Raw genomic sequence first — 19,639 nt, 5'->3', positions numbered from 1 at the left:
GGTTGGGCTGCGGCGATTAGCGCCGCCAATTGGACGCGCATGCCTGAATGTGCCCTTGCATCAAAAAGCAGCACGATTAAAAGTCTGTGGCAGATATTGTGCCTGCTTGCGGGGGAAAGGTTTTTATAATGGAAGAAAAAAACATCGATAAGTCAAAACTGCCAAGTCGCCATGTGACAGAAGGAGCGTCACGTGCGCCGCACCGTTCGTATTATTACGCGATGGGGCTGACGCAAGGTCAGATCCATCAGCCATTTGTGGGCGTGGCCACATGCTGGAACGAAGCTGCCCCTTGTAACATTGCGCTTTCACACCAAGCTCAATTCGTGAAAAGAGGCGTTGCCGCCGCACAAGGCACACCACGCGAATTCACCACCATCACCGTGACAGACGGGATCGCCATGGGCCACCAAGGCATGAAATCTTCGCTGGTATCGCGTGATGTGATCACAGATTCTGTTGAGTTGACCATGCGCGGCCACAGCTATGATGCCCTTGTGGGGCTCGCTGGCTGCGATAAATCACTGCCCGGCATGATGATGGCAATGGTGCGGTTGAATGTGCCATCTGTTTTCCTTTATGGCGGCTCCATTTTGCCCGGTACCTTCAAAGGCAACCCTGTGACAGTGCAGGATGTGTTTGAAGCTGTTGGCAAGCACTCTGTCGGTGACTTTTCAGACGAAGATTTGGAAGAGCTTGAACGCGCGGCTTGCCCGTCATCCGGTGCCTGCGGCGCTCAGTTCACCGCCAACACAATGGCCACAGTGTCTGAAGCAATTGGTTTGGCTCTGCCATATTCTGCTGGCGCACCAGCGCCATACGAAATTCGCGATCAATTCTGCTACACCGCTGGTGAGCAGGTGATGGAATTGATCAAAATGAACCTTCGTCCGCGCGATATCGTAACGCGCAAGGCGCTTGAAAATGCCGCAACTGTTGTGGCGGCCTCGGGTGGTTCAACCAACGCTGCGCTGCACTTGCCTGCGATTGCGCACGAAGCTGGCATTGAGTTCGATTTGTTCGACGTGGCCGAAATCTTCAAAAAAACGCCTTATATTGCTGATCTAAAACCCGGCGGTAAATATGTGGCCAAAGATATGTTTGAAGCTGGCGGCATTCCGATTCTGATGAAAACGCTGCTGGATCAAGGCTATTTGCACGGCGATTGCATGACCGTAACAGGCCGCACCATTGCGGAAAACATGGAAAAAGTGAAATGGAATGATCAGCAGGATGTTGTACGTCCGGCGAACAATCCAATCACAAAGACAGGCGGTGTTGTTGGTCTTTCCGGCAATTTGGCACCAGATGGCGCCATTGTGAAAGTCGCTGGCATGTCCAACTTGGTCTTTAAAGGCCCAGCACGCTGCTTCGACAGCGAAGAAGAGTGCTTCAAGGCCGTAAGCAAGCGCGAATATAAAGAAGGCGAAGTGCTGGTCATCCGCTACGAAGGTCCAAAAGGTGGACCAGGTATGCGCGAAATGTTGGCCACAACTGCCGCGCTTTATGGCCAAGGCATGGGTGACAAAGTGGCGTTGATTACAGACGGCCGCTTCTCTGGTGCAACTCGTGGTTTCTGCATCGGCCATGTTGGCCCAGAAGCTGCCGTTGGTGGTCCGATCGCCCTGCTTGAAGATGGCGATATTATTGAAATCGATGCCAACACCGGGTCAATTACCGTTGATTTGAGCGATGATGAGCTTGAAAAACGTCACAAAAATTGGAAACCGCGTGAGACCAATTTTGGTTCAGGCGTGATCTGGAAATATGCCCAGCTTGTAGGGTCAGCCCGTTACGGTGCCTTGACCCATCCAGGCGCCGCGGCAGAGAAGGAGTGCTATGCAGATATTTAGTGCGAATTTGATTGGCATGGTGCGCGCAACTTTTGTTGCGCTCATCCTGTCGACATGTTCTGCATTTGCCCAGGATGAAGCCGCAGATATTCTGTCGGTCTTTGGGCAGTTCGATACTGACGTGTCGAACGAAAATCTGCTTGCAGCGTTGGAAGACGCGGCGGAGGCGGGCCAGCCTATTGCCTTGTGGCGTCTTGGCGTCATGTATGAAAATGGCGAGGGCGTGGCCCCCGATCGCACCAAAGCCTTTCAATATTTCTCACAATTGGCGGACGGTCATGCTGACACGCCGCCAAAATCCTTAGAAGCGGATATTGTCGCCCAAAGCTTTTTGAAGGTGGGTGAATATTACCGCGAAGGTGTGCCGGATGCAGGCGTGCCGGCCAATGATGATTTGTCGCGCAAATTGTGGTTGCACGCTGCCTCCTATTTCGGCGACCCGGAAGCACAATTTAAAGTGGGGCAGCTCTATCTTGATGAAGATGAGTTGGGCTACTCACCCTTGCAAAGTGCGCGTTGGCTTGCCCTTGCATCGCGCAAAGGCCATGCAGCCGCGCAAGCAACGCTGGGCAATCTGATGTTTAACGGCGAAGGCATTCCGGCCGACCCAATTGAAGGGTTGATGTGGCTCACCGTGGCAGACCGAAACGCCCAAGGCACGGAAGACGAGCCATGGATTGCGGAGCTGTTTGATCAGGCTGTGTCCATTGCCTCACAAGACGAGCGGGAACAGGCCATCGCCGCCGCCGATTCCCTTGGTAACCGCTTCGGCGGCTAATCAACTCACAGCGCTAAATCGCGAAGCTGCCCACCACTGGCACATGGTCAGATGGCTTTTCACGTGCGCGCATATCTTTATGAATCTCGACGGTCTCCAGAATGTCCGCCGCTTGAGGTGACAGCATCAAATGGTCTATGCGGATGCCATTGTTACGGCGCCACGCACCGGCTTGGAAATCCCAAAACGTATAGGCTTCGTCGCCATTGACCGCACGCAGCCCATCAGTAAAGCCGAGATTGGAGAGGGAGCGAAAGCGCTCCAAGCTCTCCGGGCGGAAAAGGGCATCGCCCCACCATGCTTCTGCGCTGTGGGTATCAGCACCGGTCGGGATAATGTTGTAATCGCCCAGAATAATGAATGGCTCTTCAAGCTTAAGCCGATCTTCTGCCCAATCAATCAAACGATCCATCCACGCCAGTTTATACGGGAATTTCTCCGTATCGACGGGATTGCCATTAGGCAAATATATCCCCGCGACGCGCACCGCGCCTCCGGGCCGCGAAATGACGGTTTCAATAAAGCGTGCTTGTTCATCGCTGTCGTCCCCGGGAAGGCCCCGATTGACTTCATCAAACGGGTGCAAAGAGAGCAGGGCAACGCCATTAAAACTCTTTTGCCCATGCGTGGCGACATTATAACCCAGCTCTTCAATCGCTTCGCGGGGGAAATTCTCATCAATTGATTTGATTTCCTGCAGCGCCACAAGGTCTGGCTTATATTCTTCAAGCCAATACAGCACCTCGTTGAGGCGCGCTTTAATGCCGTTAATGTTCCATGTTGCGATTTTCAAAATGCTAATCCGATCCGAAAGGAAGTGCCACACGAGTCGCAAATATCCTATCGGCGCAACAAGCAGAAAACAATGAAATCATCTACGCTTATTGCGGCTTATACCGCAAAGCTGGTGCCACACCCACAAGACGCGACGGCGTTTGGATTATTGATCTGAAAGCTTTGACCAATCAAATCGTTCACAAAGTCAATTTCCGCGCCTTGCATAAACTCAAGACTAAGCGAATCGATGAGTACGGTGGCATTTTTCTTTTGCAGCACCACATCATCATCATTGGCGCTTTCCTGCACCAGATTATATTCATATTGGAAGCCAGAACAGCCGCCACCGGAAACCGCAACGCGCAAAACCGTGCCTTCTGGCTGCTTTTCCAGGATTTTCGCTATGCGCTCAGCAGCGCGATCTGTAAGCTGAACCTGAGTTTCTGCCATTTGCGTGTCAGACATTTTCCCTATCCTTATTCTGATGGCTTTCAATCAAACCATCCGATTGCTAACACATAGATAAGCCTCATCATCGCCTTTGAAAAGGACCTAACGGTACAAATTTATGTCATCAAAGCTACAATTGGCTCCATATGCTGCGGATCCGTTTAATAGCCTCGGGCGTCGCCATCAAACTGATGACAGCGCGACGCGCAATGAATTTCAACGTGATCGCGATCGGATTATACATTCCAACGCTTTCCGTCGCCTTAAGCACAAAACCCAAGTGTTTCTGCACCATGAGGGCAATCATTATCGCACGCGGCTAACGCATACGCTGGAAGTGGCGCAAATTGCCCGCTCCATTGCGCGGGCACTCAATCTTTGCGAAGACCTTGCTGAGGCACTGGCGCTGGCCCATGATCTCGGGCACACGCCTTTTGGCCATGCGGGCGAGCGTGTGCTGCATGATAAGATGCATGATCTTGGCGGCTTCGATCATAATATTCAAGCGCTACGCTTGGTGACGCGGCTCGAAAATCGATACGCAGAGCATGACGGCCTCAACCTGACGTGGGAAACGCTTGAAGGGATCATCAAGCACAACGGACCGTTGATGGACGGCGAGGGCAACCCGACGGCCAAATACCAAAAAGAAGGATTGCCTGGTGGTCTGGACGAACCCTGGGCCATCGCCGATCTGCGCTACGATAGCTATGCAAGTCTCGAGGCCCAAGCTGCGGCCATCGCCGATGACATCGCCTATAATGCACATGATATTGATGATGCGTTGCGGGCAGGGCTGCTGACGCTAGAAGAGTTGCGCGATGTACCGCTTGTCGGGCCGATCGTACAAGAAGTGCAAAATAAATATCCGCTGGTCGATGAGGATCGGCAAACCCACGAGGTTGTGCGCCGCCTGCTCACCCGCACAATTGAAGATGTGATCACAGATGCCAAAGCGCGTTTGAAAGCTGCCAATATTCAAACGGTTGAGGATGTTCGGCAAGCGAACCAAACTTTAATCGGGTTCTCGCAGGATATGGCAAAAGCCGAAAAAGGCTTGAAAAGCTTTTTGTTTGAAAAGGTTTATCGCCACAAAAGTGTGATGGACGAAGTGGATCGTGCCCAAACCATTGTCGCGAAATTGTTCGATGCTTATTTGGATGGCGAGGACTTGCCCGGTGAGTGGAAAGAACGCGCTAAAGTGATCGAAAAGAATAAGATGCCGCGTCTGGTCGCGGACTTTATCGCCGGGATGACTGACCCATACGCCACCAGCCAATATAACCGTTTGTTTGACGCGGACGAGGATTTCCGCTAACCGCAATGCGCTAACAACAAAATGGAATGACCATCAATGGATTTATTCGCTTTATATCAATCGCGTATCGCAGATGCTTTATCTGCATTGTTCCCTCAATTGGCCGAAACACCCGATGTGTTGCGCCGATTTGTGGTTGAACCGCCACGCGATGCGTCCCATGGCGATATGTCCACCAACGCTGCGATGGTTCTGGCCAAACCGCTTAAATCAAATCCGCGGGCGATTGCCGAACAATTGATTGAGAAAATCAAGGAATTTGACGGCGTTGAGAGCGCGGAAATCGCTGGGCCGGGTTTTATCAATATGCGGCTTTCCGCCAGCGTTTGGCAAAATGTAATTGCCGAGATCAATGCCGCTGGCACAGAGTACGGGCGGCCCAAGGACGCTCCGGCAGGCAAGGTGAATGTCGAATATGTCTCGACCAACCCAACGGGCCCGGTACACATCGGCCACGCGCGCGGTGCTGTATTTGGCGATGCTTTGGCGAGTTTGATGGCGTTTTCGCGCTGCGACATCACCAAAGAATACTATATTAATGACGCTGGTGGACAGATTGATGTGCTCGCCAAATCTGCTTTGCTGCGCTATCGCGAAGCACTGGGCCAAGATATTGGGGAAATCCCTAAAGGGCTATATCCGGGCAAATATCTGATACCAACGGGCAAAAAGCTGGCAGACCAATTTGGCGATGCGTTGCTGAACATGGATGAGGCCGAGGCGGTCGACAAAGTCAAGTCCATCGTGGTCGATTCCATGATGGAGTTAATCAAAGCTGATTTGGCCAAGCTCAATGTCCATCACGATTATTTCTTCTCCGAAAAGCAACTTCATGGCGAAGATGGCGATATTCATAAGACGCTAGACTGGTTGCGGGAAGAGGGCTTGGTTTATCAAGGCACGCTGGAACCGCCCAAAGGCAAAACACCAGAAGACTGGGAAGATCGCGAGCAAACCTTGTTCAAGGCAAGTGACTTTGGCGACGATACTGACCGGGCATTGGTGAAATCTGACGGGTCATACACCTACTTTGCCGCTGATATTGCCTATCACCGCAATAAATTTTTGCGCGGATTCAATGAGCAAATCGTGGTGCTTGGCGCCGACCACTCGGGCTATATCAAGCGCTTGAAAGCCGCAGGCAAAGCTGTTTCTGATGGCAAAGCCAATGTCGATGTGAAGATTTGCCAACTGGTGAATTTGCTGCGCAACGGCGAGCCCGCCAAAATGTCAAAACGGGCAGGGACCTTTGTGACGCTCGGCGATTTGGTGGACGAAGTGGGCGCCGATGTGGTGCGCTTCATCATGCTTTTCCGCAGAAATGACGCGCCAATTGACTTTGATTTTGAGGTTGTAACCGCCCAAACCCGGGACAATCCGGTGTTCTACGTGCAATACGCCCACGCGCGGGCCTGCTCGGTCTTCCGTAACGCCAAGCGCGACTTGCCTGATCTTGATATTTCCCTCGACGCTTTGCAAAAAGCAGATCTGAGTGTGCTGTCCGATCCAGCGGAAATTGAACTGATTAAGATGGCTGCACAGTTCGAGCGGGTCGTGGCCAGCGCCACCGAAGCGCACGAACCGCACCGCGTAGCATTCTATGTGCACGACCTGGCAAGCGCCTTCCACACGTTCTGGACAAAAGGGAAAGAACGGCCAGAGTTACGATTTGTTAACCTTGATGAACAGACAATAACATTGTCGCGACTCGCTTTGGTGAATGCAGTTCGTCAAGTATTGGCAAATAGCCTGGGGATTTTGGGAGTATCCGCTCCTGACGAGCTATCATAATTCAGGCACAATGCTGTGATGTATCTAAGTTCGGGGCGAATACTTATTCTAACTATAGGGGCAGCGCGTTTGGCGCGCTGACCGGCTAAATGGCAGATTCAAAAAAACCTGCAGACCAAAATCTGGACCAATCAGATGATCTGATTGCAGAATTGGCCCGCATCGTAGCAGACGACGCAAAGCGTGCATCGGTGTCTCAATCTATTGAAGAACGCGCGCAAAAGGAACGTTCGCCCCAACAGGAAGAGCGCCCTTCATCGTTTACATCTGCCTTTTCTGGTCAACAACAGGATCAGGGGCGACAGGATCGCCCTGCGCCCGAACCAAGCGTTCCGCAGCGGCCAGAACAATCAACACCATCCACGCCGCCTGAAGCACCGGCAACCTCAGCAAATCCGCCCCAATCAGATCAAGGGGCTGATCCGTTCGAGTTTGATTTTGCCAGCAGCTATCGTCAGGATGCGGAGGCGAAAGCCAAGTCGAGCCAAGACGATTTTGGCGCACAGGTTGAAAAACTGGTGGCCGAAGCGCAAAGCGAACCTCAGCCTGAGCCTGTTGCACCGCAAAGCCTTTCACGTGAAGAGCGTCAATCTGCTGAGACTTTGAAGCGTGAAGTCAACGCGGCAGCTGAAGTTGATGAAATAGCAAATTTAATTTCTGACGCCGACGACACGCTGGCACCGCAGGCACCCGCTTCCACAATGGAAAGCCAGCCCGTTGAAGCCGAGCAGCTTGAACCTGTTGAACCACAATATGATCATGAAAGCGATGCGCTTTTTGCCGATGAGCCCTATATGGAGCCGCAAGAAGAGCAGCCGCAAGAACCCGAATATGTGGCCAGAGAAGAAGCGCCGCAACCCAAACCAGTTGAAAATCAGCCCGCAAAGAGTGATCCACTAAGCGAAATTGAACGGCTGATTGAAGACACAGCGAGTGGATCTGCTGGCGGGTCGCCACATTCCTATTTGCAAACGCCCGGTGATGAGGGCAAGTCGCCAACATCTAAAGAAGACCCGTCAAGCGCTGCGGAGGCCGCTATATTGGCTGCCATGGCAGCAGCACGACCTGCTTCTGATGCAGCGGAGCCACCAAAAGCGCAAGCGCCAGTTGGCCCAGCGCCGGAAGCTGCCCCCACTGCAGCAGCAGGGCAAACGCAGTCTTCTGCGCCTTATTTGCATGCAGAGAGCCGCGACCATATGGAAACCGAGCCTGTGCGAAAAGTAAAGAAGCGCAGCAACTTACCGGCCTATGCGGGCGGCCTTGCAGCCTTGCTTTTGTTGGGTCTGGGCGGCGCAACTTTGTGGAACTTTATCGGTGGCGGTGGTGCATCCGATGGCGATGTGCCGTTGGTAACAGCGCAAAACACTGATGTGAAACAAACGCCAGAAAATGCGGGCGAAACAACGGATTCACCTTCGGTGTTTTCAGCGCTTGAAGGGCAACCGGAAGATACGTCTTCAGAGCAACTCGTCTCACGGGATGATACCGACGGCGCCTCCGGTGAAGGTGTGTCTCGCGTGATCACCCCATCCAACTCAGACGATGCGACAGGTGGGTTGACCAACCGCAAGGTAAAAACCGTAACAGTTTTGGCTGATGGCACGATTGTGACCGGCGATGAAGCATCCGCTGGTGCACAGCAATTGCCGGATATTCGTCCAAACGTACCCGAAGTCACCAGCACATCGGATAACGAAACCGCGACAAGCAACGATCCAATTGGCGACGCTATACAAAGTGCAGAAAACACGGGTGAGGCGATAACAGATGCAGCCGGTTCGCTTGCGGATCAAGCGGAACAAACGGTCAACGATGCTGCGGATGCACTCACCGATGACGCGCAAACTGGCGATGTGGCGGCTGATGCCCCAACGCCGCCTGAGCGCCCGCAAGGGCTTGGCACTAATCAGCCCTTGGCTTCCGCCGTCCTCAATAATAGCGCGCCTGCCACGAGCGATAGCAACGATCAGCCGCTCGGCTTGGTTCCAGATTCACAACCAGTGACCACGCCGCAAACCAACACTGCGCCAGTGAACGCGACGACAAACCAGGTCAGCGCACCATTCTATGTGCAGCTTGCCTCGCAACGTTCGCCAGAAGCAGCGCAATCTACGGTCACAACCGTAACCCGGCAATTTGCAGATGCGTTGAGCGGCCAAACGGTGGGGGTCAATCAGGTTGACCTTGATGACCGTGGGGTATTCTACCGTGTATTGGTGCCTGCCAATTCGATTGAGGCGGCCAATTCAATCTGTAACAACATCAAATTATCCGGCGGTGATTGCTTCGTACGCAACAACTAGTTCGGCAACAAAACAGTTGATGAGCGCAGGGTTTCCTTGACCCTGCGCTTTTTTTTGCGTCATGATTTAGGCTGCGGTTAAATCAAAAGCGATGCAGATGCCTTTTCAAGAAAATGATTTCACACAACAAGAACCACGCTCACGTCAGGGCGTGATGTATGTTGATGTGAAAGGGTACGAGGGGCCGCTAGATCTGCTGCTGGATTTGGCGCGAAAGCAGAAAGTGGATCTGGCCCATATTTCTGTCTTGTCGCTGGCCGAGCAATATTTGGGCTTTATCCAAACGCTAAAAGAACGCCGCATTGAAGTGGCTGCCGACTATTTGGTGATGGCTGCATGGCTCGCTTATCTCAAAAGCCGACTGATGGTGCCGCATGATGATGAAGATGAAGAGCCGAGCGGCGAAGAAATGGCCGCCTTGCTGCAATTCCGCCTCAAGCGGCTGGAAGCCATGCGCGACGCGGCGGGCCAATTGGTCAATCGTCCACGCCTTGGGCGCGACATCCATGCGCGGGGTGATCCAGAGTCCATCTTAACCACCAAAACCAACCAGTGGCAGGCGACCTATTATGATTTACTGCGTGCCTATGTAATTCAGCGGGAGAAATCATTTCCGCAAGACTATTCGGTCAAAGTGCGCACGGTTTGGTCCTTAAGCGAGGCCGAAGAAATCTTGGAGCGCCTGATTGGCCAATCGGCCGAATGGGTGCCGCTGCAGTCCTATTTGTCTGAATATTTAGCCTCCACCGAGGAGCGGCAAACGGCTTTGGCGTCCTCCTTTACCGCAAGTTTGGAAATGGTGCGGCAGGGGCAGATTGAATTGCGCCAATCCGCTCCTTTTTCGCCCTTGATGGTGCGACGAAAACGCTAATCGCAACTAATGCTTGGACACATATCCGAAAATTGATAGATAAAGGCGGCTGGCGCAAGGATTGTGCCCTTTTGTCCCTGCTGAACGAGTGAAGAAAGCATCCCATGGAGCCAAACGGCCAACATAGCGACATTCAGATCCGCAATTTGCGGGTGCTGGAAGCATTGCTGTTTGCCGCCAAGGAACCATTGGGGGCCGATGATTTGCGCCCATATCTGTCGGAAAATGCCGATCTGGCTGATTTGTTGGATCAATTGCAGCAGCGTTACCAACATGCAGGCATCAATTTGGTGCAGCGCGGAGAAAAGTTCGCTTTCCGAACCGCCGAGGATTTGTCATTTTTGCTGCGGCGTGACGACGTTGAACAAAAGCCACTTTCGCGGGCTGCGCTTGAAACGCTATCCATCATCGCCTACCACCAACCGGTGACGCGCTCTGAAATCGAAGAGGTGCGGGGCGTTGCAACATCAAAAGGCACGCTTGATGTATTGATGGAAGCTGGATGGGTGCGGATGCGCGGCCGTCGGCGCACACCGGGTCGGCCCGTGACTTATGGCACCACCATGGGTTTTCTGGATCATTTTGGGCTGGAACAGATCACGGATTTGCCAGGCCTTGGGGAGCTTAAGGGGGCAGGGTTGTTGTCATCGAACTTGCCGCCAGATTTCAGCGTGCCCAAACCAAGTGATGGTGACCTAACGTCCGATGAAGACCCACTCGAGCCTGATGATGCCGGTGATGATTTGCTGAGCGATTTGGATGCGCGTAATCAACCCAATGAAACCTAATTTATGACCCAGCAACGCATAGACACCAGCAACGTCAAATCAGATGTGAAGTGGGGCCCGCGCGGCACTGCGGGCATCAGCTTTGCCGCCGCGCTTGAATTTCAAGAGGTCAGCTGCAATGTGGGTGATTCCCACGTGCTCAAAGAAACCAATTTTGAAACGGCGCCTGGCGAAATACTTTGCCTGTTGGGCGAGAGCGGTTCCGGTAAATCGACCATTTTGCGTGCCGCTGCCGGCCTGCAAGAAATTGATTCTGGTCGCATTCTGATCAATAAGCGCATTATGTCCGCCAAAGGGGTGACTGTGCCTCCGGATAAGCGCGGCATTGGCCTGATGTTTCAGGATTTCGCTTTGTTCCCGCATCTGTCCATTTTGCAAAATGTTGAATATGGGTTGAAATCTCTAGGCCGTGAGGAAGCACGCAAGCAAGCCTTGCAGGCACTCAAACGTGTTGGCCTTGAAGGGCGCGCGACTGATTACCCTTCACAGCTTTCAGGCGGCCAGCAGCAGCGTTTGGCGCTTGCGCGGTCCATTGCCCCCAAACCAGGCCTATTGCTTCTGGATGAGCCATTCTCGTCGCTGGATGCGCGCTTGCGTGAAAGTGTGCGGGCGGAAACATTGGCGGTGCTGCGGGAAACGCAAGCCACGTGCATCTTGGTGACACATGATCCTGAAGAAGCCATGATCTTTGGTGACAAAATTGCGCTTTTGCGTGATGGGAATATTGCCCAAATCGGTACATCAGACGAGATTTACAATCACCCGAAAGATTTGGATGTGGCGCGGTTCTTTTCGCCAGTCAGTGAGATTCCTTCTCGGGTTCAAAGCGGCATGGCCCGCACGCCTTTTGGCAATGTTGATGCCGGAAACCGCCCCGATGGCGCGCGTGTCATTGTGGCCATGCGCCCAATTGGCGCAGTCTATATCGATGAGAGCGGGCAGGGAACGCCGGGGCGTGTTGTGGCCAAACGCGATGCGCTTGGCGTTGATACACTTGAGGTTGCTGTGGCGGGGGTCGACAATACAATTCGTCTGCGTCAGCCTTCAAATGTCAATATTCGTCCAGGTTTGGATGTTAATATTGCGATTAATCCAGAACACGTGCTTGTGTTCGACGCGATTTGACCATATTTGATGGAGTGTAGATCGTGAATAGATCACTAGTTGAAGGAGTAAGAGAATGAATCCGGGTCCATGGGGTATTCTCATCATCGCTATTGCCGCTTTGCTTTTGTTTGGCCGCGGCAAGATTTCTGGCATGATGGGCGAAGTCGCTTCTGGCATTAAAGCCTTCCGCAAAGGCATGCAGGACGATGACCAAAAAGTTGGCGAAATTGACGCCAAGCAAGAAGCAAAAGTTGAAGAAAAAGAAAAAGAGAAGCAAGACTAAATCTTAGTTGAGCTTTATCGTCTGATCGGCGCAAATTCATAAGAGGGGCACTATGCTCAATATCGGCTGGAGCGAGATGTTGATCATCGCAGCAATCGCATTGATTGTTGTGGGGCCAAAGGACTTACCTGCGTTGCTGCGCCAACTGGGTAATGTGTTCTCTTCGGTGCGTCGAATGGGAAATGAATTCAAATCTGAACTGTCTAAAGTGGCAGCGATTGATGAATTCAAAGACGCCAAAAAATCAATCACCGATCCGTTAAATCAGACATCCAAACAGATTTCTGATGAATTTAACAAGGTGAGCGACAAGGGCGTCGAGCCGACTGGCAAAATCAAGCCTAAGGTTGAGGGGAGTGAAAGCGTCGCTGATGAAATACGCGAGGCGGCGGGGCTTCCCCCTGTGCCACAGCCGGATCCTGAGGCTGCGGCATCTTCCATGAAAGAAGCGGTAAAACGCGGACAGGAACGTGCAGCTGAAGCCGCTGCACAAGCCGAGGCGGCCAAAGCGGCAGCCAAGGCGAAAACGGTTGAAGGCGAAGCGGCTGCGACCCAAGCAGCGACAGCTGGAAAAACAACCAAGACCGCGGCCAAGCCAAAAGCCGTAAAGAAAGCACCAGCGCGGAAAACTGCGGCAGCGGCAAAAACAACCACCGCCAAAACCAGCTCCACGCGCAAAGCGTCTGGCACAACGGCGGCCAAAAAGCCTGCGGCGACGAAAAAGCCCGCAGCATCAAAAGCTGCGGCGAAAACGACGACGGCAGCAAAGAAGCCTGCAACACGCAAGACAACTGCACCGCGTAAGACGGTCGCCACCAAGAAAGCGGCGCCCGCGAAAAGTGCAAAGGCCACCAACAATGATGCGAAGGAGCAGTCATAATGAGTAAGCTCCTTGAAAATGTTGAAGATCAGCAGGCCGATGAGGATCAAGAAGTTGCGCAAAGCGAAGCGCCCCTCATGGAGCACTTGGTGGAGTTGCGTCAGCGTTTGATCTATTCGCTGGCAGCTATCGCTGTGCTCTTTATCGTTTGTTTTTTCTTCGCCAGCCAGATTTTTAATATTCTGCTTGGGCCATTTGAACGCGCCGTAGGCAATGTGGAAGATGTGGAACTGATTTATACAGCGCCGCAGGAATTCTTCTTCACCCAGCTTAAAGTTGCGCTGTTCTCTGCAATTTTTCTGGCATTCCCAGTGATTGCCATCCAGATTTATCGCTTTATCGCCCCCGGGCTCTACAAGCGCGAACGTCGCGCTTTCCTGCCCTTTATCTTGGCAACGCCAGTGCTTTTTGTGATGGGCGCAAGCTTGGTTTATTTTGGGGTTATGCCGCTGGCGATGAAGTTCTTTATCTCGCTGGAGCAAACCGGTTCGGGCCAAGCCTCCATTCAAATGGTGACCCGCGTATCTGAATATTTGTCGTTGACCATGACACTCTTGCTGGCTTTCGGCTTTTGCTTTCAGTTGCCCGTGGTGCTTGTGTTGTTGGCGACGGCTGATTTGATCACGTCCGACAATCTAAAATCCTGGCGCAAATACGCCATTGTGGGCATTTTGACACTGGCCGCATTTTTGACGCCACCAGAGCCCATGACACAGCTTGGGTTGGCCGTGCCAGTATTCCTGCTTTACGAACTCTCGATTCTGGCGGTGCGTCTCGTTGAGCGATCGCGCCGGCCTATTGATCCTGAAGCCGATTCAAGCAACTAATCAAAAATACAAAAACGGCAAACCGCCGGAGATGAATAATGTTCGATATTAAATGGATCCGCGCCAATCCAGACCTATTTGATCGGTCTTTGGCACGCCGAGGCGCTGAGCCTATGGCTGAAGCACTTGTCGCGCTTGATGATGAGCGCAAGAAAACTGTGCAACAACTCAATGAATGGCAAGGCACGCGCAACGCATCTTCCAAGCAGATTGGGCAGGCAAAAGCCCAAGGTGATGAAGAAAAAGCGCAGGCGCTGCTTGCAGAAGTTGCCGACTTGAAGGCCAAAGTACAAGCTGGCGAAGATCAGGAACGTGAGCAGACGGCAGAGTTGAACCGCATTTTGGCGGGGCTACCCAACTTGTTGCTGGATGATGTGCCCGATGGCGAAGACGAAGATGCCAACGTGGAACGCCACAAAGTGGGCGAGCCGAAGCGATTTAACTTTGAGCCGAAAGAGCATTATGAGCTAGGCGAAGCGCTTGGACATATGGACTTTGAAACCGCAGCGAAAATTGCAGGTTCCCGCTTTGTGGTGTTGAAAAGCGATATTGCGCGGCTCGAACGGGCACTTGGGCAATATATGCTCGATTTGCACACACGCGAACATGGCTTCACCGAAGTTGTTGCACCGCTCTTGGTGCGCCCTGAGGCCCTGTTCGGCACAGGCCAATTGCCTAAATTTGCCGAAGATGCGTTTCAAACAACAGATGATCGCTGGCTGATCCCGACATCTGAGGTTTCTCTCACCAACTTGGTGCGCGAAAGCATGCTGAGCAAAGAAGAGTTACCTTTGCGCTTCACGTCTTTGACCCCATGTTTCCGGTCTGAAGCTGGGTCTGCCGGTCGCGACACAAGAGGTATGTTGCGTCAGCACCAGTTCTATAAAGTAGAAATGGTTGCCGTGACCACGCCGGATAAATCCCTGGACGAGCATGAGCGGATGCTCGGCTGTGCGGAGGCTGTGATGAAAGGCTTGGAAATTCCTTATCGCGTTATGCGCCTTTGCGCTGGCGATATGGGCGCCACCATGCAACGCACCTATGATATTGAAGCGTGGTTGCCGGGTCAGGACACCTATCGGGAGATTTCTTCTGTTTCCGTTGCAGGTGACTATCAAGCGCGCCGCATGAACGCGCGCTATCGCGATGAAGATGGCAAAGCACAATATGTCCATACATTGAACGGTTCTGGCGTGGCCACGGGCCGTGCTTTGATCGCAGTGATGGAAAACTATCAGCAAGAGGATGGGGCTATTGCGGTCCCAGATGTCTTGCAGCCCTATATGGCTGGCCAAACTGTGATCTCGGCTTCCTAGATGAAAAGCAACCCGCGCATCCTCATCACCAATGACGACGGCATCGACGCGCCGGGCATAAAAGTCTTGGAAAATGTTGCGCGGGAAATCTCTGATGATGTGTGGGTGGTTGCCCCGCAAACCAACCAATCTGGCGTAGGCCATAAATTCACCCTCGGCCATGAGTTGGAAATTGAGCAGCGCGATAAGCAGATTTTCGCGATCAATGGTTCACCCGCCGATTGCATTGTCACAGGCATGACCCATTTGTTGAAGGACAAAAAGGCCGATCTGGTTTTGTCGGGCGTGAATCGCGGGCAAAACATTGCGGATTTGGTCAATTGTTCCGGCACAGCAGCAGGGGCGCGGGAAGGGGCCTTGCAAGGCGCCCTTGGCATTGCACTCAGCCAAAGCATGGACTTTTCCAACGAGCACATGATCGAATGGGATTGTTCTAAAGCGTATGGTGCCCAAGTCATTAAACAGATCATGGCATCCGCGCGTGGCACTGAAACCTATTACAATGTGAATTTTCCGCGTTGTGAAGCTAAGGATGTTACGGGCGTTGAAGTGGTGCCACATCAGCGCTTTTCCACATCGCCGTTCGAATATTATCCCTCGGACAATGAGGGAAAACATTTTGTAGCGATTTTGCAAACACCAACGCCGCTCACACCTGGGGCCGATTGTGTCAGGTTGCTTGAGCACAACGCGATCACCGTTACCCCCCTTTTGCTGCAGCAAACAGATATGGCAGAATTGAAACGTTTGGAAGGCGCATTTCAGTTTTCAAAGGCCAATCACGATGCAGGATGATGATCAGCCACAAAATTTAGAATGGGCCAAAGCCTCTTTGGTGCTAGGCCTGCGCCAAAAGGGCATCACACAACGCCTTGTGGTAGATGCCTTTGAGCGGGTGCCCCACGAGCTCTTCGTGCCTGATGAATATGCCGATCACGCCTATAAGGATTGCGCGTTGCCGATCGAATGCGGTCAGTCGATGACCTCACCGGTCAAGGTGGCCCAGATGCTCAGTAAGTTGAAATTCGATGAGCAAGTGCCGAAAATTTTGGAAATCGGCACGGGTTCAGGATATGCAACAGCGTTGCTTTCACGATTTGCAAAGCGCGTCTTTTCCATCGAAAAATATGGAACATTGCTACGGTTGGCTCAGGATCGGTGGGAAAAACTCAAGCTATCAAACATTGTCAGCTTGCACGATGATGGCCTGGCCGGGTGGAAGCATCAGGCGCCCTTTTCACGTATTTTGCTCACAGGGTCGGTGCGCGAGGTGACACCCGATTTGCTAGATCAGCTCGAGGATGGCGGCATTTTGCTGGCACCTGTTGGTGCGCCAAACGAGCTGCAACAGCTTATCCGATACGAACGGATTGGCGATCAATTTGCTGATGATGTTGTGGGCACAATTCGTCTCGCGCCATTAATGCATGGAAAATCTCAAACTCTTTAAACTCCCCTTTACCTTAATGAATCTATATTGGGCTGAGTAAAGTTGTATTGAGTATGAGTAAAACCATGATAGTGCGCCAAAAAACACGGCTGTTGAAAAACAGTGTCGCCCTTATTTCCGTTCTGGGTGTCGCCGGGGTTCTGGCAGGCTGCACCACAGCGCGGTCTCCCTTCATCTCAAATGGTCCGCTGGTCACAAATTCTGTGAACACTGCCCAAAATGCCGATTTAAATCAGGCAATGCCAACGGCAATAGGGACGCCGCAAAACAGTGCGCAGCCCCTTTCGCCAGCACCTGTTCGTGTGGCGCAAAATTCAAATGCACCATTTACACCACCTGCGGATGTGGGCGGTAGTGCACAAATGGGCTATCCGGCTTCCGGTTCACAAGACCCGTTATTGGCCGGCAATTATCCGCAAACACAGGCGTCTAACTCTAATTTCGGCAATGTGGCCGCAGCACCGTCTCAGGTTTCGCAGCAACCTTTGCCTAGTTTGTCACCACTTCCAGTAAAGAGTACCTCAACCATGACAGCGTCCACTTCGCCCGCTGAGATTCAAACTCAGCCACAAACATTGCAGCCGCCAGCAACCGAAACCGCAGCAACGCCGCGTTTGGTGCCGGAAAATGCCTTCATGCATAAAATTGAGGCGGGCGAATCACTCTACGTGATTGCGCGGCGCTATGACGTAACGGCTGATGCCATTGTTACGGCCAACGGTCTGGCCTCAGCCGACCGTATTTTTGTTGGCCAAGAGCTGATCATTCCCGGTCGTCCGGATCTGATCGCTCAAAGAGCGCCAGCGCAAAAAGTTGCTGAAGTGCAAACGTCTACACCTGCACCGCAGGCTGTTAGCGACGCACCACAAGCCAGCCCAACGCCAATCGCGCGTCCTGCTGGTCTGAAGGTTGCGGCAAAACCGACTGCGCCAGCGGCCACTCCAGCACCTGCGCCTACGCAAACAGCGCAGCCTGCTGCCGCACCGAAAGCTCAAGAAGAGATCAAAACCGCATCAGTTCCGAGCACTCCTGCAGTTGCCGCGCCTCAAGCCGAGCCACAATCTCAAGGTTTCCGCTGGCCGGTTTCAGGACGCATGATTCAAGATTTTAAGGCGTCGAAAAATACTGGCATCAACATTGAAGCGCCAGAAGGCACTTCAGTGAAGGCTGCCGATACAGGCACCGTGATCTATACGGGTAACGCAGTTGAAGGCTACGGCAATCTCGTTTTGATCAAACACCCGAACGGCTATGTGTCTGCTTACGCTCACTTGAGAGACATCAGCGTCTCCAAAGGTGCCAACATTCGCCGTGGCGAACAAATTGGCTCCGTTGGCCTGACAGGTTCTGTGGCGCGTCCACAACTGCACTTTGAATTGCGCAAAGGTGCAACGCCGGTTGACCCGGCACCATTGTTGGCCAGCTAACACATTGAAATAAGGACAGTAAGAGGGGCGCGTCAGGAAATGGCGCGCCCTTTTTTGCCGGCCAAATGTCGCACAAATTGGATCGCTACGCGCCCGGAGCGCGATCCGCGCGTTGCCGCCCATTCAATTGCCGCCGCACGCAAAGCTTCCGCTTCTTCCTCAATGCCAAAATAATCACAATACCCTCGGATCATGTTCAAATAGGTATCTTGATCGCAATTGTGAAAACCAATCCACAGGCCAAACCGATCAGAAAGCGAAACTTTCTCGTCATTTGCCTCGTTGGAATGGATAGCCGCCCGCGCTTCATTGTCGATCATTTCGCGCGGCATCAAATGTCGACGGTTTGATGTGGCGTAAAACAGCACATTTTTCGGACGGCCTTCCAAGCCGCCATCGAGTACAGTTTTGAGCGCTTTATAGTCCGTTTCTTCGCGGTCGAAGGATAAATCGTCACAATAGACGAGGAACTGCATGTCCTGCGTCGCCAATTTACGCATCAATTCGGGGAGGGTGGCAATGTCTTCCCGGTGGATCTCCACAAGGATAAGCCGTTTGATGCCATTTTCACGAGACGCCTGCTCAACAATTTCTCCATGGATCGCTTTGACGATTGAGCTTTTGCCCATGCCCTTGGCGCCCCAAAGCAGCGCATTGTTGGCACCTAAGCCCTTGGCGAACTGCAAACTATTATCGAAAAGCGTTCTTTTTTGCGGTTCAATCCCTTGCAAAAGATCAAGTGCGACTCGGTTGACATTGTGCACGGGCATGAGCTGGCTGGTGCTGCCTTCCCATTGGTACGCATTTGCGTCACCAATCACGACCTGATCGCTGCTTGGACGGTTGGCCAACACGCGTAAAGACTGTGCAATATCGGCCAAGAACTCACTTAATTTCATTTTTGCTCCAAACTCATGAAAAAAGGTGGGGTTTTCGCTTTGCATTTCAAAAATCCCCCCTATATATTCCCGCAAAACCAAACCAACCCGTGGCTTGGGCTTTCTCTCAGATTATGTGAAATCTGAAATGAACAAAAGCCACATCAAGGAGTATCCGTATGTTTGTCTCTCCCGCATTTGCTCAGGCAGCTGGCGCGCCAGGTGCAGCAGATTATTTGACCAGCTTGATGCCAATCTTGTTGATCATCCCAATTTTCTATTTTTTGATCATTCGTCCGCAGCAAAAGCGCGTGAAAGAACAAAAAAACATGCTCGACGCCATTCGTCGCAACGACGTGATCGTCACCAATGGCGGCATTATCGGTAAAGTGACACGTGTTAAAGACGATAATGAACTCGAAGTTGAGCTGGCTGAAAATGTGCGTGTGAAGGTTTTGCGCTCAATGGTTGCTGACGTGCGCACTAAAGCAGAGCCCGTCAACGACAACAAAAAATAATTCTTTAAACGCGAACGCTAGGTT

19 protein-coding genes are annotated in these 19,639 nt (G+C 52.5%); 16 read left to right on the top strand and 3 right to left on the bottom strand.

Annotated elements, in window-relative coordinates; genetic code table 11:
- Nucleotides 1–128: 128 nt before the first annotated feature.
- Both ilvD and MXMO3_RS10870 read left to right on the top strand, forming a co-directional pair.
- Nucleotides 129–1,853: a dihydroxy-acid dehydratase gene (gene ilvD, locus MXMO3_RS10875; RefSeq protein WP_117395880.1), complete on the top strand. Its 1,725-nt coding sequence runs from the start codon at nt 129–131 to the stop codon at nt 1,851–1,853.
- Entirely contained in the window at nt 1,840–2,631 is a 792-nt protein-coding gene (locus MXMO3_RS10870; RefSeq protein ID WP_051213802.1) for a tetratricopeptide repeat protein, read from the top strand. The genes ilvD and MXMO3_RS10870 overlap by 14 nt, the downstream gene beginning before the upstream one ends.
- A gap of 13 nt (nt 2,632–2,644) precedes the next feature.
- On the opposite strand, the gene xth is transcribed toward MXMO3_RS10870, so the two are convergent.
- Both xth and erpA read right to left on the bottom strand, forming a co-directional pair.
- Nucleotides 2,645–3,424, bottom strand: coding sequence for an exodeoxyribonuclease III (xth, locus tag MXMO3_RS10865; protein ID WP_117396790.1), 780 nt, complete (start codon nt 3,422–3,424; stop codon nt 2,645–2,647).
- 98 nt (nt 3,425–3,522) lie between these two features.
- The gene (gene erpA / locus MXMO3_RS10860) at nt 3,523–3,858 is read right to left on the bottom strand and encodes an iron-sulfur cluster insertion protein ErpA (RefSeq protein ID WP_027835405.1); all 336 of its coding nucleotides are present in this window, start codon (nt 3,856–3,858) and stop codon (nt 3,523–3,525) included.
- Nucleotides 3,859–3,976: 118 nt separating this feature from the next.
- On the opposite strand from erpA, the gene MXMO3_RS10855 reads away from it, so the two are divergent.
- From MXMO3_RS10855 to MXMO3_RS10795, 13 genes are all read left to right on the top strand, one after another.
- Nucleotides 3,977–5,176: a deoxyguanosinetriphosphate triphosphohydrolase gene (locus MXMO3_RS10855; RefSeq protein WP_117395879.1), complete on the top strand. Its 1,200-nt coding sequence runs from the start codon at nt 3,977–3,979 to the stop codon at nt 5,174–5,176.
- A 36-nt stretch (nt 5,177–5,212) separates the two neighbouring features.
- A complete protein-coding gene (gene argS, locus MXMO3_RS10850; RefSeq protein ID WP_117395878.1) occupies nt 5,213–6,967 on the top strand; it encodes an arginine--tRNA ligase in 1,755 nt (584 codons plus the stop codon).
- Nucleotides 6,968–7,056: 89 nt separating this feature from the next.
- Nucleotides 7,057–9,270: an SPOR domain-containing protein gene (locus MXMO3_RS10845; protein ID WP_117395877.1), complete on the top strand. Its 2,214-nt coding sequence runs from the start codon at nt 7,057–7,059 to the stop codon at nt 9,268–9,270.
- A 97-nt stretch (nt 9,271–9,367) separates the two neighbouring features.
- On the top strand, nt 9,368–10,141 hold the full coding sequence (locus tag MXMO3_RS10840; RefSeq protein ID WP_117396789.1) for a segregation and condensation protein A: 774 nt from the start codon (nt 9,368–9,370) through the stop codon (nt 10,139–10,141).
- A gap of 104 nt (nt 10,142–10,245) precedes the next feature.
- Nucleotides 10,246–10,929 (top strand): SMC-Scp complex subunit ScpB, encoded by a 684-nt coding sequence (gene scpB / locus MXMO3_RS10835; RefSeq protein WP_117395876.1) that lies wholly within the window; start codon nt 10,246–10,248, stop codon nt 10,927–10,929.
- 3 nt (nt 10,930–10,932) lie between these two features.
- A complete protein-coding gene (locus MXMO3_RS10830; protein WP_117395875.1) occupies nt 10,933–12,054 on the top strand; it encodes an ABC transporter ATP-binding protein in 1,122 nt (373 codons plus the stop codon).
- A gap of 55 nt (nt 12,055–12,109) precedes the next feature.
- Nucleotides 12,110–12,319, top strand: a complete 210-nt coding sequence (locus tag MXMO3_RS10825; RefSeq protein ID WP_027835399.1) for a twin-arginine translocase TatA/TatE family subunit — start codon at nt 12,110–12,112, stop codon at nt 12,317–12,319.
- Nucleotides 12,320–12,371: 52 nt separating this feature from the next.
- Entirely contained in the window at nt 12,372–13,199 is an 828-nt protein-coding gene (tatB, locus tag MXMO3_RS10820; protein ID WP_117395874.1) for a Sec-independent protein translocase protein TatB, read from the top strand.
- Nucleotides 13,199–14,026: a twin-arginine translocase subunit TatC gene (gene tatC, locus MXMO3_RS10815; RefSeq protein WP_051213798.1), complete on the top strand. Its 828-nt coding sequence runs from the start codon at nt 13,199–13,201 to the stop codon at nt 14,024–14,026. Before tatB ends, tatC begins: the two co-directional genes overlap by 1 nt.
- A 38-nt stretch (nt 14,027–14,064) precedes the next feature.
- On the top strand, nt 14,065–15,342 hold the full coding sequence (gene serS, locus MXMO3_RS10810) for a serine--tRNA ligase (RefSeq protein ID WP_117395873.1): 1,278 nt from the start codon (nt 14,065–14,067) through the stop codon (nt 15,340–15,342).
- Complete coding sequence (gene surE, locus MXMO3_RS10805) at nt 15,343–16,137, top strand: 5'/3'-nucleotidase SurE (RefSeq protein WP_117395872.1); 795 nt, start codon at nt 15,343–15,345, stop codon at nt 16,135–16,137. It begins immediately after the preceding gene.
- A complete protein-coding gene (locus MXMO3_RS10800; RefSeq protein ID WP_027835395.1) occupies nt 16,127–16,792 on the top strand; it encodes a protein-L-isoaspartate(D-aspartate) O-methyltransferase in 666 nt (221 codons plus the stop codon). The genes surE and MXMO3_RS10800 overlap by 11 nt, the downstream gene beginning before the upstream one ends.
- Nucleotides 16,793–16,857: 65 nt before the next feature.
- Nucleotides 16,858–18,219 carry a peptidoglycan DD-metalloendopeptidase family protein gene (locus tag MXMO3_RS10795; protein WP_162889223.1) on the top strand — a complete coding sequence of 454 codons (1,362 nt, stop codon included), beginning with the start codon at nt 16,858–16,860 and terminating at the stop codon, nt 18,217–18,219.
- Nucleotides 18,220–18,251: 32 nt separating this feature from the next.
- Here the strand turns inward: MXMO3_RS10795 and MXMO3_RS10790 are convergent, their stop codons facing one another.
- Nucleotides 18,252–19,118, bottom strand: coding sequence for an ATP-binding protein (locus tag MXMO3_RS10790; RefSeq protein WP_117396788.1), 867 nt, complete (start codon nt 19,116–19,118; stop codon nt 18,252–18,254).
- A gap of 158 nt (nt 19,119–19,276) precedes the next feature.
- Between MXMO3_RS10790 and yajC the strand changes: the two genes are divergently transcribed.
- Entirely contained in the window at nt 19,277–19,615 is a 339-nt protein-coding gene (yajC, locus tag MXMO3_RS10785) for a preprotein translocase subunit YajC (RefSeq protein ID WP_027835393.1), read from the top strand.
- Nucleotides 19,616–19,639: the final 24 nt, after the last annotated feature.

This window comes from Maritalea myrionectae, assembly GCF_003433515.1.
GTDB classification, from domain to species: Bacteria; Pseudomonadota; Alphaproteobacteria; order Rhizobiales; family Devosiaceae; genus Maritalea; species Maritalea myrionectae.
This window is presented reverse-complemented; position numbering and strand designations above follow the sequence as displayed.

What these genes read in the sequence shown, in the direction of transcription:
- MXMO3_RS10790 (WP_117396788.1), bottom strand. Translation starts at nt 19,118, where the DNA reads ATGAAATTAAGTGAGTTCTTGGCCGATATTGCACAGTCTTTACGCGTG.
- ilvD (WP_117395880.1), top strand. Translation starts at nt 129, where the DNA reads ATGGAAGAAAAAAACATCGATAAGTCAAAACTGCCAAGTCGCCATGTG.
- argS (WP_117395878.1), top strand. Translation starts at nt 5,213, where the DNA reads ATGGATTTATTCGCTTTATATCAATCGCGTATCGCAGATGCTTTATCT.
- MXMO3_RS10825 (WP_027835399.1), top strand. Translation starts at nt 12,110, where the DNA reads ATGAATCCGGGTCCATGGGGTATTCTCATCATCGCTATTGCCGCTTTG.
- MXMO3_RS10830 (WP_117395875.1), top strand. Translation starts at nt 10,933, where the DNA reads ATGACCCAGCAACGCATAGACACCAGCAACGTCAAATCAGATGTGAAG.
- MXMO3_RS10800 (WP_027835395.1), top strand. Translation starts at nt 16,127, where the DNA reads ATGCAGGATGATGATCAGCCACAAAATTTAGAATGGGCCAAAGCCTCT.
- MXMO3_RS10840 (WP_117396789.1), top strand. Translation starts at nt 9,368, where the DNA reads ATGCCTTTTCAAGAAAATGATTTCACACAACAAGAACCACGCTCACGT.
- tatB (WP_117395874.1), top strand. Translation starts at nt 12,372, where the DNA reads ATGCTCAATATCGGCTGGAGCGAGATGTTGATCATCGCAGCAATCGCA.
- MXMO3_RS10795 (WP_162889223.1), top strand. Translation starts at nt 16,858, where the DNA reads ATGATAGTGCGCCAAAAAACACGGCTGTTGAAAAACAGTGTCGCCCTT.
- tatC (WP_051213798.1), top strand. Translation starts at nt 13,199, where the DNA reads ATGAGTAAGCTCCTTGAAAATGTTGAAGATCAGCAGGCCGATGAGGAT.
- MXMO3_RS10870 (WP_051213802.1), top strand. Translation starts at nt 1,840, where the DNA reads ATGCAGATATTTAGTGCGAATTTGATTGGCATGGTGCGCGCAACTTTT.
- scpB (WP_117395876.1), top strand. Translation starts at nt 10,246, where the DNA reads ATGGAGCCAAACGGCCAACATAGCGACATTCAGATCCGCAATTTGCGG.
- MXMO3_RS10845 (WP_117395877.1), top strand. Translation starts at nt 7,057, where the DNA reads ATGGCAGATTCAAAAAAACCTGCAGACCAAAATCTGGACCAATCAGAT.
- surE (WP_117395872.1), top strand. Translation starts at nt 15,343, where the DNA reads ATGAAAAGCAACCCGCGCATCCTCATCACCAATGACGACGGCATCGAC.
- MXMO3_RS10855 (WP_117395879.1), top strand. Translation starts at nt 3,977, where the DNA reads ATGTCATCAAAGCTACAATTGGCTCCATATGCTGCGGATCCGTTTAAT.
- serS (WP_117395873.1), top strand. Translation starts at nt 14,065, where the DNA reads ATGTTCGATATTAAATGGATCCGCGCCAATCCAGACCTATTTGATCGG.
- yajC (WP_027835393.1), top strand. Translation starts at nt 19,277, where the DNA reads ATGTTTGTCTCTCCCGCATTTGCTCAGGCAGCTGGCGCGCCAGGTGCA.
- erpA (WP_027835405.1), bottom strand. Translation starts at nt 3,858, where the DNA reads ATGGCAGAAACTCAGGTTCAGCTTACAGATCGCGCTGCTGAGCGCATA.